Raw genomic sequence first — 15,371 nt, forward strand, 5'->3', positions numbered from 1 at the left:
AGCAGAAACTCACATCTTGCACCTAGCCCTAGCGATTAGAAATCGCGGCTATACAAACGAAGTCCGCCTGCGCGGACTAACACAAAACCAAGGCTTTTTAACCTGCGGAGGCAGGTTTTGTCTCGTGTAGCCGCGACTTCTAGTCGCCTGGTGCAAGATATAAGGAAAGCCCACCAGAAAAAGGGAGAAATTCTTTTTAATTTCTCCCTTTCCTGTTTTTCAGTAGTGGGATGGCAATACCCTTGGGTTAAAGAACGAAACCCAACAAATCTTTGATAGTGTTGGGTTTCGCTGCCGCTCAACCCAAGCATATTGAGTGGGACGGGCATCGTCTGAATAAAAGTAATGGCACTAAACTTTTCAAGCTGACTCTTAAAATCTCTGTTTTCTCCTCTGCGTTCTCTGTCGCTCTGCGGTTTAAAAATATTTTATTGAACCACTCCAGACGAAGAATCTTATCCACTTTCAAAGGGCTAATCCTAAAAATATAAAACATTATGGATAGCAAAGAACTAGCACAATACATCGAAGCAACAAATAGCATCACTAAACCTTGGGTATTGGTACAACTGCGCCTCAAGAAATTGCAAGAGCGTCGAGCCACCCTTACAAACGATGTCTACACCAAAGAATTAGAAGACATTTACCAAGATTTGATGAATTTGGGTGAATGGTGGCGCGGTATTGAAGATGAGGTATTTTAAAGTGAGGAGTTATGAGTTTTCCTAACTTTTAACTCTTGCCAAATGTGATTAATCGCGTCTCTACTCCTAACTTAAAACGCAACCTGATGGCTCAAGCTCTCGATCAAGTCGATTATGATACTCTCGATGCCGCAAAACGACGCTTCATCGAAGCTGCAAAACGCACACTTACCTTCGCAAGTGCCTATGGAACCGTCCCCGCATCTGGTCTTGGAGCAAGTGCTAACGCTTTCAGCTTCAACCTCGCTCCATTTATTCAAGCGGGCGCTCCAGAACTTTCTCTAACACTTGTCCCTGAAGGACTAGGAACGGCAGACGATACCCGCCCTGATGACCTTTCTGAAGAAGAACTTCGGCGATTTTGGTGGAATATCGGTATCAAGATGATCTCGTGTTTGACAAACGACGCGGCAACATCAGGGATGCAGACTCTACTTCTTGGTCTTTATCTGCCATCAAGTACTCCTGAAACAATCTTTACCCCCGCTTTCCTTGATGGGTTTCTGGATGGAGTCGTTGAGGGGTGCAAACGAGTAGGGTGTGTCTATCTCTCAGGGGAAACTCCTCAATTAAAAACTAAGATGATTCCAGGCCGGCTCGACATTGCAGGCTCAGTTTTTGGCGTGATGCCGCCTGGTGTTGCTCCCATTGATAGCTCGCGTCTGGATGCTGGAAATAGCATTGTTCTTGTTGAGAGTTCCGGCCCCCATGAGAACGGCTTTACCCCACTGCGAAAGCTTGCTGAGTCTCTTCCTGATGGCTATAGAACAAAACTTCCGAGCGGGCAAGAGTTTTGGGAAGCGATGAATGCTGCATCCTATCTCTACACACCCCTTGTACAGGCGGTGCTTGGCGAAGGAATTCGCCCCACCGCGATGGAGAATATCACCGGTCATGGTTGGCAAAAGTTGATGCGGTCGGTGAAGCCGCTTCGGTATGTTGTCGAAACGATGCTCCCAGTGCCGGAAATATTTACTTTTGTTGAGGGTCATCTAGAAGGCGGGGCAGAGACGATGCTTTCCGTGTTCAATTACGGAGCCGGATTTGCATTCTATACAGAGTCGGAGCAAGATGCAGAAAGGATTGTCATCCTCGCAAGAGAACATAAGCTAACGGCTGTGATTGCCGGAAGGGTTGAAGCGTCCCTTAGCCGCGAGGTGGTGATAGAACCGCTTGGGGTAACGTTGAAGGGAGATTCTTTTGGGATTGCGCGGGGAGTATAATCAGCCGCAAGCGTAGGCATCGCCCGTCGTAGACATCGCTAGTTTTCTTGCAACTATTGAAAACTTACTCATGCGGTGCCTGCGGCGGGCTACGCCTACGCTAAAGTCATTAGAGTGTTCCAAAAAATAAATGATCCAAAACCCGTCATTGCGAGCGAAGCGAAGCAATCCTAGCCCTTGTGATTGCTTCGCTTCTCTACGAGACGCTCCGCGAACGCTTGCAATGACAATTGAGCATTTTTTTACTTGGAGTACTCTTACTAGATTAAATAAATTTAGTGCATTTACTTAGATGCAGCTTTTTTGGATACACTATATACTTTTGTGTCTTAGGCTGATTATTCTCTTAAATATCTGAAAATAAGCCATTTAGCACAAATAAGATAGACGTATTTATAAAATTTAACATGCAATATTTTTTACCACTCATATTCAAAGTAGTGTAAATTACCCATGACTACTGAGGTTAAGATTTGCTAACGTAGTCTTAACATATTGAAAAATTTTCTGAGAAAGCTGAGAAAGTAGCCACCAATACTAATTTGCAGTGTTGGAAATTTCTCATCTGTAAATGGGGCGTTTTAGTGTGTTGAAAGTATATATTTTTATCCAGAGGGGGTTATGGCTGTAAATTTGGCCCGGACTACTGCTTCGGCAGAACTCTTGAAGCAAGTATTCCAGAATATTGATGCATATAGTTGTCCAAGGTTATTCAACTTTCACATGCACACTATCTACTCGGATGGCAGATTGCAGCCGAGTGCATTGATGGAACAGGCGATCGCTATCGGACTAAAAGGATTAGCGATCACCGACCATCATAGTATTATGGGTTATCAAGCAGCCCTTGCTTGGTTAGAAGATTGGAAGTGGAGTAATTCTGGTGTAACAACTCCTTACCTTTGGAGTGGTGTGGAAATCAATGCAAACCTTCTGGATATAGAAGTTCACATTTTGGCTTACGCTTTTGCTCCAGAACACTCTAGTATGAAACCCTATCTGCAAAGAAGGGCGACTACAGGGCAAGAATATCAAGCAAGTAACGTGATCGCCGCTATTCATGAAGCTGGGGGATTGGCTGTTCTGGCTCATCCGGCCCGTTATAAGCGATCGCATTTTGAGTTAATTCCAGCTGCGTCCCAAAATGGTATTGATGGCGTAGAAAGTTTCTACGCCTACAACAACCCTAAACCTTGGCAACCCAGCGTATTGGAATCAGAACAAGTGCAAAAGTTGGCTGACGAATACTTTCTTTTCAATACCTGTGGTACTGACACCCACGGTTTGAGCTTGCTACAACGCTTGTAAAGATGAATCAATTAGTAGTGTTCCAAGATTTTCGATCCCCTAACTTCTTTAAAAAAGGACTTAGTTCCCTTCTTTTTGAAGAGGGTTAGGGAGGATCGCATCTTAACCCCAGCCTATTGGTTCAAAGCCGATTCTTAGTTGGGATCACAATCATTGAGAAATAGGGCACTTTATCTGGATCAACTTCATCCAGGGGTATAATTCGTTGCTGTGAGGTTGATGCCCGCTCAATATATCTTGCTCGTGATGCTAACCCTAATTTATGCAAGACATCTCGTACTTTGGTAAAGTGACGACCTAGCTTCATAATTGCTGCTGCATCAGTCATCAGCAGATGTGTAGTCAGTTCTTCTGCCGGCAATGGCGCGGGTAGAACAGTGAGAATATCGGTGTAATAGGTGAAAGGTACACCCAAGGCTACCGGACAAGCCATTAACGAAGAAACTCCGGGGATAACTTCTGTTGGGTACTCTTCAGATAACCGTGTGAAAACGTACATGAAGGAACCATAGAAAAATGGATCGCCCTCGCATAGCACCACCACATCTCGACCGGCTGCTAGATGGTCAGCGATTGGTTGAATTTCTTTATCATAAATAGACTTGGCCTTTTCTGGTTCCAAAGCGCGGGGGAGATGAAATAACACCTCGATTTGATTGCCAGGAAGATATTGCGCCACGATCGCTCTAGCGACACTTTCTTTATCTGTGGCTGATTGATAAGCTACCACCGGAGCCGCACGTAATAACCGCAGTGCTTTGAGAGTCAATAGTTCGGGATCGCCTGGGCCGACACCAATTCCGTAAAGACGACCTTTGTCCATATTCATTCTTCCTCCGTTGCCAGGGCGTTAACTGCTGCGGCTGCGATCGCACTTCCACCGCGCCGACCATGTAAGGTCAAAAATGGCACATTCCTGCTGTCTGCTGCCAATGCGGCTTTTGATTCGGCTGCACCGACAAATCCCACTGGAAAGCCTAAGATAATCGCAGGTTTCGGCAGTCCTTCATCAAGCATTTCTAATAGCCGGAATAGTGCTGTGGGCGCATTACCGATTGCGATCACCGATCCTTCAAGGTGCGATCGCCATAATTCTAAAGCTGCCGCCGACCTTGTAGTACCCATACGCTGGGCAAGTTCTGGCACTTCTGGCTCGTTAAGGGTACAGATAACTTGATTATTTGCAGACAACCGTCGCCTAGTAACGCCATCGGCAACCATCCGGCAATCGCACAGAATTGGCGCTCCTGCTGCTAGTGCTGTCCTTGCAGATTGTACTGCTGTTGGTGAATATCCCAAGTCAGTGACAATATCCGTCATTCCACAGGCGTGAATGAGACGCACAGCAACTTTTTCTACATCTGGTGGCAGCACATCTAGGTTCGCTTCTGACCGGATGATTGCAAAAGAATTGCGGTAAATTTCGTTGGCATCTCGGATGTAGTCGGGCATTCGATTTGGGATTTTAGATTTTGGATTTTGGATTGACTGATGAAAATCGAAAGGCTTAGATTGCCGACTTCTCTAGAAGGTTAGGAATCTTGTTATTTACAAATGATTTAGGAATAATATTAAATAACTGCTGTAATTGGGCGATCGCATATCGATTAGCAAATTTCCCAAAGGACTCATCAGAATTTAGGCGTTCAATTTTATATACATCTAGCATCCGCTCTATTAATGCAGGTAGTTCGGCAAAAGTTACATATTGATATATTTCACGTCCGAATTTCTGCTTGCTGTCACCAACATAAATGTGATAGCCCTCCACAGTTTCATTGTCAGCCTCAATGCTGACACCGAGCAGAGTAATATCACTCTTGGTATGCTGGGCGCAGGATTTTTCGCAGCCAGTGAAGTGGATATTAACAGGGCAATTGAGAATAACGCGAGTTTCAAGATACTCTGCTAATGCTAATGCATGACTTTTGGTGTCCGTGGCAGAAGAGGCGCAACCCTTTTTTCCAGAACAGGCAACTAATGCACTCTTGATATTAGTTGCTGAGGAATCCAATCCTAAGAAAGCAATTTCTTGCAGGACATCGCCAACCCATTGCTGAGGAATATCTGTTAGCAACAGATTTTGCCAAGGGGTTAATCGAAGAGTGCCGCTACCGTATTTCGTTGCTAAATCTGCTAAACCACGTATCTGGTTACTCTCCAATCGTCCAAGGGGTAAGACGACACCAATGTAAAATAAGCCTTGCTGACGTTGGGGATGGATGCCAATATGCTGATACTTCGCATCTGACCGCTCCCCCAGTCCCTCTCCTACAAGGAGAGGGGAGAATTTCTCACCCTTCCCTATTAGGGAAGGGGGTTGGGGGGTTAGGTCACTGCATAAAAGAGAAAAAGGTAGACGCTGCTCAACTTCCTGAAGATAATTTTCACAACCTAAAGTATTCAATAACTCTAAGAGACGTAGCCGACGCTTACTTGTAGTATTACTATGAGCTAGATAGACATCCGCCAAAGCTGCCAAGACGGGCAAACATTGCTCTGGTGATAACAAAATTCCCATATCGCTAGGCGGTTGCCCCTTTGCGCCGACACTCAGATAAAGGCGGAAATAAACATTACCGTCAACTAAGGCAGCAGCAAATAGGATATCATTCAAGCGATCGCACACCCGAATTATCTCACCACCATCAAAGCAAACGCTAAATTTTGCCGACAATCCAGAAAGCGCCGGATGTGTAGCAATATAATCATCCCAACTTTGGAAAAAAGGGCGAGTGTCGATTAATTCTAGCGGGTCGATACCAGCAGTTGGGCTGGTCATAATATTACGGATGTGGTCTACAACAGGATTACGAGAACCTAGTCCCATATCCTGTAGATGTTTCAGAACCTCAGCATTTATCCCCGTGCGGATTTCGCGGACTTGTAGGTTAGCTCGATTAGTCACATCTACATAGCCGCCACCGTGCTGTTCTGCTATATCTGCGATCGCACGGCACTGCTGACTACTAATAATTCCACCTGGTATTCTAATGCGAGATAATATACCATCGGCGGCGGGTGTAGCATAAAACAAGCCAGGACAAGTGGCAAATCCTGAAAGCAAACTTGGAACTCCTTCCCCGTGCAACGCAGGGAGTATAAGGTGAGTGTGTCTTCTCTGACATCTTGAGAGTTGGCATTCTGACTTGGGTGATCCCATCACAGCTGCGGCACAGTCCCGGAATTTCACCGGAGTTTCCCAACTCCAAGCTTTAGTAATTTAGCACGAGAACGCAGTCAGAATATTTAATGCTTCATATTTTGAATCAACCTATCCACGCCCAAAAGCGTGAATTCGATGGCTCATGTAGTAATCGCCTAATTAGATTTAATAAAAAGACTTCTCCCTGGTTTTACTACACGAAACTGTCTTTTTCTGAGTCAGAGAGGGGCAGATTTGAACGAAAAACATAATTTTGAGCGACTTTCCAATAGCGCGAGAACCGCTTGAGGTCAATATAGCCGTCATACTCAAAAAATGGTTCTACTTCTAGTACTTCCACTGCTATCGAACCTTCTATTTGATTGCAGATATCATCAAATCGGGGGCTGGGACTGTTGGCTGTGACAACTAAATTTGCATCATGTTCTTGAGCAAAAGTTAAAATTTCTTGTCCCACATCGCCACGACGGATAACAACGGGTAACTCCAGCAAACATTCGTAGATAAAAGCGATGCGTTTGAGACTCAGTTGCCATTCTTCTATCAAAGCCTCGTCCCAAACCCAGATAGCTGGCGCATCAGGGTATTGTTCTAATGCGGGATTATTTGGACTGAGGCAGTCTCCATGTACCCAAACAATTGGTTTATTCATTTTTCACTTTTTACCTTTTTTTCCACGTTGCCAACTTTGGCTATTAGCTTGTTTGCTAAATTCCCCTTTGGGAAAAAGTCGCTGTTCTAATTCTTCATAGCTGCCTTCAAAATCACAATGACCGTAAAGGGGACATTTCTGGCAATAAATGCCTTTGGTGTAGCGTTCTAAATTTTCACGGTTGAAAAAATATGGTTTCTGACTAAAGGTGCTGGCAACCCATTGCCATGACATATTATTACTAGCAGGATCTCCATCTAAAAGGTGTTCTAGAAACCATTTAGCTCCTGCTTGCCAACGAATATGCAGCCAATGGACAATGTAAGCCGCTAGCCACATTCGGGCGTGGTTATGTAGATAGCCAGTTTCTTGCAAGTCACGGCTAAAACTGTCGATGCAAACTCTACCTGTGGTTCCTTGTCTGATATCTTGCGGCAATTCGGGTGCATATTCAGCCACAGTGTAACCAGTTTTGTACTCTTCCTGGTCTTTCCAGATTCCATCTCCTAACTTGGCATACAACTTTTGCCAGTAGTCGCGCCAGCCTAACTCGTTAATTAGTTTCGTAGCATCATTTTGGTGCTGTACCTGTTCAAGGACATAATCTCGAATTTCTCGCAAACTCAAAACGCCATAGCGAATATAAGGCGAAAGTCGCGTGACTGCACCTGCAAAAAAATTTCGTGTTTGCGCGTAGCTTAGTGCATCAATTTTTTGCAGCGCTTCTTGTGCAGCTTTGCGTCCTCCCACAGTTTCGCTGATGTGGCGATCGCGTTCTGCTGCATCTGGGAATTGTTCGCGCAGGTAGGCTACCAACTCATCGCGGTTGGTAAATTCGCGTTGCATATCTTTAGTCATGTGAACTTTGAAGGATGAGAATAAATAAAAATACTTGTAAGTTAAGTCATTATTATCGCGGATAAATATAAGCGATCGCTCTCAACCTGATGGGAGAACTTTTTTCATAGTAAGCAAAGATGAATCAGTGCGTAGACTTGCAAGAACCGCAGGCATCGGTCATTGTCCTAATTTTTACTGGTGACGTGAATATCCCAGTAAGGCTAGACTGTCAGGGCAAATTGTGTTGCAAAAAACACCATGACCCTCTGCATTAATCCCGATTGCCCAAGACCCCAAAATTCTGAAAATATACTGTTTTGTCAAGCCTGTGGCTCAGAATTGCTCTTAGAAGGACGGTATCGAGTGACTCGCCAATTAGGTGCTGGTGGTTTTGCCAAGACATTTGAAGTCAACCACGCTAACACCCTCAAAGTCTTAAAAGTTCTGATGCTGGATGATGCCAAGGCAGTATCGCTGTTTCAGCAAGAGGCACAAGTCTTAAGCCATCTGAATCATCCCGGAATTCCAAAGGGAGATGGGTACTTTACCTTCTCTCCCAAAAATAGCCAAGCGCCACTGCATTGCTTGGTGATGGAGAAAATCGAGGGGTTGGACTTGTATCAATATATGGAACAACGAAGTAATCGCCCCATTGATGAAAAGTTAGCACTTTTATGGCTAACTCAGTTGGCAAATATTTTGCATGAAGTGCATCAGCAGAACTTTTTTCATCGAGATATCAAGCCAGCAAATATTATGCTCAAAGCCGATGGACATCTGGCTTTGATAGACTTTGGTACAGCAAGAGAAGTTACATCAACCTATCATCAAAAAGCAGCAGGCCAGAATATAACAGGGATTTTTTCACCTGGTTATACACCACTAGAACAAGCCAATGGTAAAGCCGTACCACAATCAGATTTTTTCGCCCTCGGTCGCACATTTGTTTATTTACTTACTGGCAAATCTCCAGATCAATTTTCTGAAGACCCGCGAACTGGTAAGTTAATGTGGCGAGACAGTGCCTCACAAATATCTAAGCAGGTAGCTGGTTTGATTGATTACCTGATGGAAGCATTTCCTGGCAAGCGTCCTCAAAATGCCCAAATGATTTTTAGGTGTCTATCAGAACTTAATTCAACTGTACAGTCATATTCCCCTTCTTCAGCATCACAATTACCACCTACCGAAATAGAAAAGCCTAAATACAGTAGGCCAGTTAAAACGTTAGCGACTACTCAAATTCAATCTTCAAAAACTCAAACAAATATATTCTCTAGCCAGACTGCTCAATTCACAGGCGGAATAATTGCTTTTGCTATACTTTTTTTAATTAAATTCGGTAGTCGGGGAATTTATAAGTTATTTGATTCTCATCCAAGTCAGCCAGTGGTAACTTCAACACCAACTGAGCTACAAGCCAGTAATTCTGAGCAAGCAAGTACTGATTCAACGAGTCAACAACCTTCTATCCCCCAGGAAAATATATCTTCAGGTGTTCCATCTGGTTGGAATAAGTTTGAGGGTGGTGGTGCAGAATTGTGGTTGCCTCCAAGTTGGGAAGGTGGCGATCCCAATCAAAATATAGATGCAATGATTAGAAAAATAGAAAGCCTTGGTTCAAGCTGGGAAGGGTCTGCTCAAATGCTGAAACTAAACTCTTCAGCCTTTTCTATCTTGGCTTTTGACTCGTACAAGGGTGAATCAAGCTTCCCAACTAGTGTAATTGTCTCTTATGAAAAAATACCTATCAAGATGAATTTAGAAACTTATTTACAAGAGACACTCAATAAGTTTCCTTCTGATATTCGGGTGATAAATGTAAAGACAGGATCTATTGAAGGCTATGAAATAGGAAAAATAATCACGGAAATACGGCTTCGGGATGCTAAACAAATATACTATTTAATTAAAGACAGAAACAGTATTAGGGCTGTAATTTTTTCTACTAGTGCCAATGAATTTGAAGTACGTTTACCAGTATTTGAAGCAAGTGTTGGTACCTTCTCAGTTAAGTAGTAGCTTGTAAGTAAAAATTGCTTCTAATTGTTTGGGTTTTGCTATTGTTAAACTAAAACTATTCGTAACTAAATTGTTACGTGCGATCGCTCAATATATGTACAATTCTAAAGCGATTCCAATCTCTCACACTTCCATCATGAGCAACATTCCCCAAGTCGGACAACCAGCGCCAGATTTCTCCACTCCTGACCAAAATGGCAATTTAGTCACTCTCGACGATATCAGCAGTCTGTGGGTTGTCCTTTACTTCTACCCAAAAGATGACACACCTGGTTGTACCACCGAAGCGAAAGATTTCACCGAGTTGTATCAAGACTTTAGCGCACTGGAAGCGAAAATCTTAGGCGTGAGTCCTGATTTGGGTAAGTCCCATTGTAAATTTATCAGCAAACATAACTTGTCAATCACTCTTTTAAGCGACCCAGAACATATTTTGACAGAAGCCTACGGCGCTTGGCGCTTAAAAAAATTTATGGGCAAAGAATATATGGGTGTTGCTCGCTCAACTTTTCTAATTTCACCTGATAAAATAATTGTCTATGCTTGGCCGAATGTGAAAACTAAAGGTCATGCTCTGGCAGTTTTAACTAAATTACGGGAATTAGCAGGTACATAAGGCGACTGAATGCAGGTATAGTTACAGCAATGCTACGTGAATCATCTTTGTAGTAATAAAGCAGGATGTGAGCAGCTTATTTGAGCAAGCGATCGCCGATGCGTTGAACTCAGTCAATCCTGAAAAAGTTCTGGAAGGCAAAGTCGCTAATGCTATCATCCAGGCAGGGTTTGATTTAGTTAGTTTTAATAAAACAGTGGGACTAAATGGCGAAGTCGGTGAAATTGATGTGGAAACCAGCAACGCTATCATCGAAGTAACAACCCAAACTGCTCGGAAGTTGAAGCAAGTTCAAAAGTTGATATCAAACTCTGACTTGAATCCCTTGAATAAGCCTGTTATTCTTTATGCACCTAATTATAAATTTACTCCGTCTCAAGATATCATTGCTATCGGCAGTTATGTAGTTTCCAGTCAAGATGAATTATTAGAATTATTATCCATACTAGGAGTATAAGTAATGCCAGAACCCATTTCTCTAATTTCTAGTGCTGAGATTCAACCAGGAGAATTTTTGAGTTTTCTGCAATATTCTGGAGTATTACTACATCCAGATAATGTATATGATGGGCGTATTTCTAGAAACAATACTCATGTTTGGATTGTTTTAGATAATACTGAATTAAAAAATTTTAATCCTGATGAAATTGAACTCATAACCCAGAAGCTTAGAGCTAAACCTCAGACTCACATTCTACTTGATGTCAGCAAAACTTCAGGAAGTGAGCAACTAGCGCTAGAGTTTGCGTGTCAGTTTGCCGAAAAATGGTCTTGTGTTGTCTATAATTCAAGTCAAAGAGTCTACTCAGCACAGGAATTGTTAGGGTTATGCCAAACAGAACTAGGTTTTGTTTAGATAGTATATAGAGTTGCATAAACTATGGTTCAATTTATCCAAGCACAAAATGTCGGGCTTGCCTATTTGGAGGAAAAATTTAGTCTACAGCTAGCTGAAGATGAGGCATTCTTCACAGAATGGTTTGAAAATTTACCGGAAATTACAGATTTAGACAAGCAAGATTTAGACAAAATAAAACTTCATTTTCTCCGTTTAGTAAAGCGTCCTCCTTTGTCAGAAGAAACGGTGAAATTAGTAGTTTTATCTCCTTTACTCAATTTAGCTGGATTTTATGATGAGCCTTTTTATATGAGAGGCGAGGAATCAATAAGAATTTCTGCCGAAGATGAAGGAGAAATCATTAGAGGTAGAATTGATGTTTTAGTTATTCAAGAACAATTCTGGTTGTTAGTAATTGAATCTAAAAGGTCTAGCTTTTCTCTTTTAGAAGCTGTACCTCAAGCACTTGTTTATATGTTGGCTAATCCTAATGAAGACAAACCTACTTTTGGATTAGTAACAAATGGTAGTCATTTCATTTTTGTAAAACTGACTAAACACAATCTACCAAAGTATGCGTTGTCTGATGAATTTTCGCTGTTGAGAAGAAAAAATGAATTGTATCAAGTTCTAAGTGTATTAAAAAATTTGAGTCGAAGTTTGAGTTAATAATTATGCCTATTCGTCCTATATACCTTGATTGCCACGCTACTACAGCCGTAGATGAACGAGTATTAGCAGCAATGCTCCCCTACTTCACAGAAAACTTTGGCAACCCAGCAAGTATCGGTCATGTTTACGGTTGGGAAGCAGAAGCTGCTGTTAAGCAAACGCGAGAGATTTTAGCAGGAGCAATTAACGCTACTCCTGAAGAAATTGTTTTTACCAGTGGTGCAACAGAAGCGAATAATTTAGCTATTAAAGGTGTTGCCGAAGCTTATTTTAAAAAAGGTCAGCATATTATTACTGTTGTCACTGAACATAATGCAGTAACTGACCCTTGTAATTATTTAAAAACTCTCGGTTTTGAAATTACTATTCTCCCAGTTAAAAAAGATGGACTGATTGATTTAAATGAGTTACAAAAAGCTTTCCGTCCTGAGACAATTTTGGTTTCGGTGATGGCTGCAAATAACGAAATTGGCGTTTTACAGCCAATAGCCGAAATTGGGGAACTATGCCATGCTTACAACATCATTTTCCACACTGATGCAGCCCAAGCTATTGGTAAAATTCCCCTAGATGTGCAAGCGATGAAAATTGACTTGATGTCGCTAACCGCACACAAGGTATATGGGCCAAAGGGAATTGGGGCGCTGTACTTCCGCAGGCGCGATCGCAGAGTGCAACTAGCTCCCCAGCAGCACGGCGGCGGACATGAACGGGGAATGCGGTCTGGGACATTGTATACACCGCAAATTGTCGGCTTTGGGAAAGCTGTAGAAATCGCTTTGGCTGAACAAGCAACAGAAAACCAACGCCTCACCCAATTAAGGCAAAGCTTGTGGGAACAGCTTTCCCAACTTGAAGGAATTCATCTCAACGGACACCCTCAAGAGCGATTGGTGGGAAACTTGAATATCAGCGTTGAGGGGGTGGATGGAGCCGCACTTTTGCTAGGATTGCAGCCAGTAATGGCGATTTCTTCTGGTTCTGCTTGCTCATCGGCAAGTACTGCACCCTCCCATGTCCTGACAGCACTGGGAAACCCTCAACAGCTAGCTTATGCCTCAGTGCGGTTTGGGATTGGCCGGTTTAATACCCAAGAGGAGGTTGATATTGTGGCGAAACATGCGATCGCTACTATTCAAAGTTTACGCAAAACCTCTTTTATGGGTTCTCGCCAAGGAAAGCCGCAATCTGATCTAGTTCCTGCTGATTGAGGCGAAATTCCCCAGCAGCGATGATTCCTTCCACCTGCTTGGGATTGCGTGCGCCAACGATCGGAGCCGTCACCGCCGGATTATTTAAAGTCCAAGCGATCGCTACTTCACCGGGGGAGCGATCGTGTTGCTTACCAATATGCTGCAACACCTCAACTAACTTTAGGTTACGAGATAGACGTGGCTCCTGAAATTCATTACTCTGTTTGCGCCAATCATCATCTGGTAAATTAGCAACCCGCTCAGGTGTCATTTTTCCTGTAAGCAAGCCAGATTGCATTGGTGAATAAACAATTACACCGATGTTATTCTCCTTACAAAAAGGCAGAATTTCCTTTTCGACATCAGGCTTAACCAGTGAATAAGGCGGTTGCAATGAGGTAACTGGTGCAATCTTTTGGATACGCTTCAACTGTTCTACATTGAAGTTTGAAACCCCGATATAGCGAACCTTCCCCTCATCCTTGAGCTTGGCGAGAGTCGTCCAGCCTTCTTCGATATCTGAGTCTGGATTAGGCCAGTGGATTTGATAAAGATCAATGGTTTCAATATCAAGTCGGCGCAAACTATCTTCAACTTCCCGCCGCACAGAATCCGCCTTCAGGCTGCGACCGATTTTGCCTTTTTCATCCCAGATCATTGAACATTTAGTAAAAATGTAGGGGCGACTAGATCGACCTTTGAGCGCCTTAGCAACAACCTCCTCAGAATGTCCCAGACCATAGACAGCTGCGGTGTCAATCCAATTAACGCCGAGGTCAAGAGCGCGATTAATTGCTTCCATTGATTCCTGGTCATCCTGCGCTCCCCAACCAAAAGCCCATCCACCTCCACCGATCGCCCAAGCACCAAAGCCAATTGGGGTAATGTGAAGCTCCGAATTACCGAGCTGTTTGGTTTGCATATCTATTATCTATCTCCAAGAATTTTTGAGTCAATTGCTAGTTTAAGTTGCAAATATTTTCTCAACCGCTATCTGAAGTGTGAATGAATACTAGTGAAAACACAACAGTCAATCACTACTTATGTAGGATTACTAAATCCTAAATGTTGTGTTGATACATACTCCTTATACATTAGTCCAGCACGGCGTAAATCCAGCTACTATCTCAATTAACAAGACAAGTAGGGGCATGGCAATGCCCCTACGAGAAATCTATATGTATCAGAATTTTTGTGAATTGGTATCACCATTGATCAAAATAGAGAAGCAATATGTCGGAAGATTTAAAAGGCAAAGTTGCGCTGATTACTGGTGCAAACAAAGGTATCGGGTATGAGATCGCACGCCAACTAGGTTCTAGAGGCGCTACTGTTTTTGTTGGTGCAAGAGATATTAACCGTGGTGAAGAAGCGGCGAATAAACTTCGTTTAAATGAGATCGATGCCCGATCAGTTCAACTTGATGTCACCGACCAAAAAACAATTGATTCTGCGGCTAAACAAATCGAGAGCGAATTCGGAAAACTTGACATCCTTGTAAACAATGCTGGAATGATAAGTGATGGCGATCGCCTTCCACCCAGTCAAGTTGATATTGAAACACTGCGACATACTTACGAGACTAATGTATTTGGAGTGTTTGCAGTTACAAAAGCCCTGCTGCCACTTTTGAAAAAGTCAACAGCAGGGCGAATAGTAAATATATCAAGTGGTTTAGGTTCTCTGACTCTAAACTCTGACCCAAATTTTGAGTTCACTAATTTTAAGCTTATTGCTTATAACTCATCAAAGACAGCAGTGAATGCGCTCACAGTTCTGTTTGCTGCTGAACTTAAAGATACCCCGATTAAAATTAATTCTGCTGACCCAGGTTTCACAGCAACAGATATTAATCAATACCAAGGATACCGCACCGTTGAGCAAGGAGCGATCGCAGCAGTGAGACTTGCCACTCTACCTGATGATGGTTCTAGCGGAGGGTTTTTTGATGAGGATGGCGTAGTTCCTTGGTAAGGGAATTGCGGATTGGGGATTGGGGATTGGGGATTGGGGATTGGGAATTGGGGATTGGGAATAGTTAAGTTCTAATCTTGACGCTTTGTGTTCAAAGGTCGAAGTTTCGAGTTCAGAGGTCGAAGTTTCGAGTTCAAAGGTCGAAGTTCCGAGTTCAAAGGTC

17 protein-coding genes and 1 riboswitch are annotated in these 15,371 nt (G+C 43.0%); of the genes, 10 read left to right on the plus strand and 7 right to left on the minus strand.

Annotated elements, in window-relative coordinates:
* Positions 1–35 precede the first annotated feature (35 nt).
* On the minus strand, positions 36–329 hold the full coding sequence (locus VB732_RS21500) for a hypothetical protein (RefSeq protein ID WP_323232928.1): 294 nt from the start codon (positions 327–329) through the stop codon (positions 36–38).
* Positions 330–497: 168 nt separating this feature from the next.
* Between VB732_RS21500 and VB732_RS21505 the strand changes: the two genes are divergently transcribed.
* The 3 genes from VB732_RS21505 (at position 498) to VB732_RS21515 (ending at position 3,235) form a co-directional block, all read left to right on the plus strand.
* Positions 498–704, plus strand: coding sequence for a hypothetical protein (locus tag VB732_RS21505; RefSeq protein WP_012412689.1), 207 nt, complete (start codon positions 498–500; stop codon positions 702–704).
* Positions 705–748: 44 nt separating this feature from the next.
* A complete protein-coding gene (locus VB732_RS21510) occupies positions 749–1,927 on the plus strand; it encodes an AIR synthase related protein (RefSeq protein ID WP_323232929.1) in 1,179 nt (392 codons plus the stop codon).
* Between the two features lie 621 nt (positions 1,928–2,548).
* A complete protein-coding gene (locus VB732_RS21515) occupies positions 2,549–3,235 on the plus strand; it encodes a PHP domain-containing protein (protein WP_323232930.1) in 687 nt (228 codons plus the stop codon).
* Between the two features lie 121 nt (positions 3,236–3,356).
* Here the strand turns inward: VB732_RS21515 and VB732_RS21520 are convergent, their stop codons facing one another.
* From VB732_RS21520 to VB732_RS21540, 5 genes are all read right to left on the minus strand, one after another.
* A complete protein-coding gene (locus tag VB732_RS21520) occupies positions 3,357–4,064 on the minus strand; it encodes a precorrin-2 C(20)-methyltransferase (protein ID WP_323232931.1) in 708 nt (235 codons plus the stop codon).
* Positions 4,061–4,687 carry a precorrin-8X methylmutase gene (locus tag VB732_RS21525; protein ID WP_323232932.1) on the minus strand — a complete coding sequence of 209 codons (627 nt, stop codon included), beginning with the start codon at positions 4,685–4,687 and terminating at the stop codon, positions 4,061–4,063. The genes VB732_RS21520 and VB732_RS21525 overlap by 4 nt, the downstream gene beginning before the upstream one ends.
* A 55-nt stretch (positions 4,688–4,742) precedes the next feature.
* Complete coding sequence (gene cobG / locus VB732_RS21530; protein ID WP_323232933.1) at positions 4,743–6,302, minus strand: precorrin-3B synthase; 1,560 nt, start codon at positions 6,300–6,302, stop codon at positions 4,743–4,745.
* A 49-nt stretch (positions 6,303–6,351) separates the two neighbouring features.
* Positions 6,352–6,490, minus strand: a riboswitch (cobalamin riboswitch).
* 104 nt (positions 6,491–6,594) lie between these two features.
* Positions 6,595–7,053 carry a hypothetical protein gene (locus tag VB732_RS21535; protein WP_323232934.1) on the minus strand — a complete coding sequence of 153 codons (459 nt, stop codon included), beginning with the start codon at positions 7,051–7,053 and terminating at the stop codon, positions 6,595–6,597.
* 3 nt (positions 7,054–7,056) lie between these two features.
* Positions 7,057–7,911: an FAD-binding domain-containing protein gene (locus VB732_RS21540; protein ID WP_323232935.1), complete on the minus strand. Its 855-nt coding sequence runs from the start codon at positions 7,909–7,911 to the stop codon at positions 7,057–7,059.
* A gap of 240 nt (positions 7,912–8,151) precedes the next feature.
* Here VB732_RS21540 and VB732_RS21545 point away from each other — a divergent pair, with 240 nt between their 5' ends.
* The 6 genes from VB732_RS21545 to VB732_RS21570 all read left to right on the plus strand — a co-directional run bounded on the left by VB732_RS21545 (position 8,152) and on the right by VB732_RS21570 (position 13,252).
* The gene (locus VB732_RS21545; protein WP_323232936.1) at positions 8,152–9,912 is read left to right on the plus strand and encodes a serine/threonine-protein kinase; all 1,761 of its coding nucleotides are present in this window, start codon (positions 8,152–8,154) and stop codon (positions 9,910–9,912) included.
* A gap of 139 nt (positions 9,913–10,051) precedes the next feature.
* Positions 10,052–10,531, plus strand: coding sequence for a peroxiredoxin (locus VB732_RS21550; RefSeq protein WP_323232937.1), 480 nt, complete (start codon positions 10,052–10,054; stop codon positions 10,529–10,531).
* A 67-nt stretch (positions 10,532–10,598) separates the two neighbouring features.
* Positions 10,599–10,988 carry a hypothetical protein gene (locus VB732_RS21555; protein ID WP_323232938.1) on the plus strand — a complete coding sequence of 130 codons (390 nt, stop codon included), beginning with the start codon at positions 10,599–10,601 and terminating at the stop codon, positions 10,986–10,988.
* 3 nt (positions 10,989–10,991) lie between these two features.
* On the plus strand, positions 10,992–11,387 hold the full coding sequence (locus tag VB732_RS21560) for a hypothetical protein (RefSeq protein ID WP_323232939.1): 396 nt from the start codon (positions 10,992–10,994) through the stop codon (positions 11,385–11,387).
* A gap of 24 nt (positions 11,388–11,411) precedes the next feature.
* A complete protein-coding gene (locus VB732_RS21565; protein ID WP_323232940.1) occupies positions 11,412–12,038 on the plus strand; it encodes a restriction endonuclease subunit R in 627 nt (208 codons plus the stop codon).
* A 5-nt stretch (positions 12,039–12,043) separates the two neighbouring features.
* Entirely contained in the window at positions 12,044–13,252 is a 1,209-nt protein-coding gene (locus VB732_RS21570; protein WP_323232941.1) for a cysteine desulfurase family protein, read from the plus strand.
* Here the strand turns inward: VB732_RS21570 and VB732_RS21575 are convergent.
* The gene (locus VB732_RS21575) at positions 13,200–14,156 is read right to left on the minus strand and encodes an aldo/keto reductase (protein WP_323232942.1); all 957 of its coding nucleotides are present in this window, start codon (positions 14,154–14,156) and stop codon (positions 13,200–13,202) included. The two genes, VB732_RS21570 and VB732_RS21575, sit on opposite strands and share 53 nt — an antisense overlap.
* A gap of 311 nt (positions 14,157–14,467) precedes the next feature.
* Here VB732_RS21575 and VB732_RS21580 point away from each other — a divergent pair, with 311 nt between their 5' ends.
* Entirely contained in the window at positions 14,468–15,208 is a 741-nt protein-coding gene (locus tag VB732_RS21580) for an SDR family oxidoreductase (RefSeq protein WP_323232943.1), read from the plus strand.
* Positions 15,209–15,371 lie beyond the last annotated feature (163 nt).

This window comes from Nostoc sp. UHCC 0252 (assembly GCF_034931145.1).
GTDB lineage: Bacteria > Cyanobacteriota > Cyanobacteriia > Cyanobacteriales > Nostocaceae > Nostoc.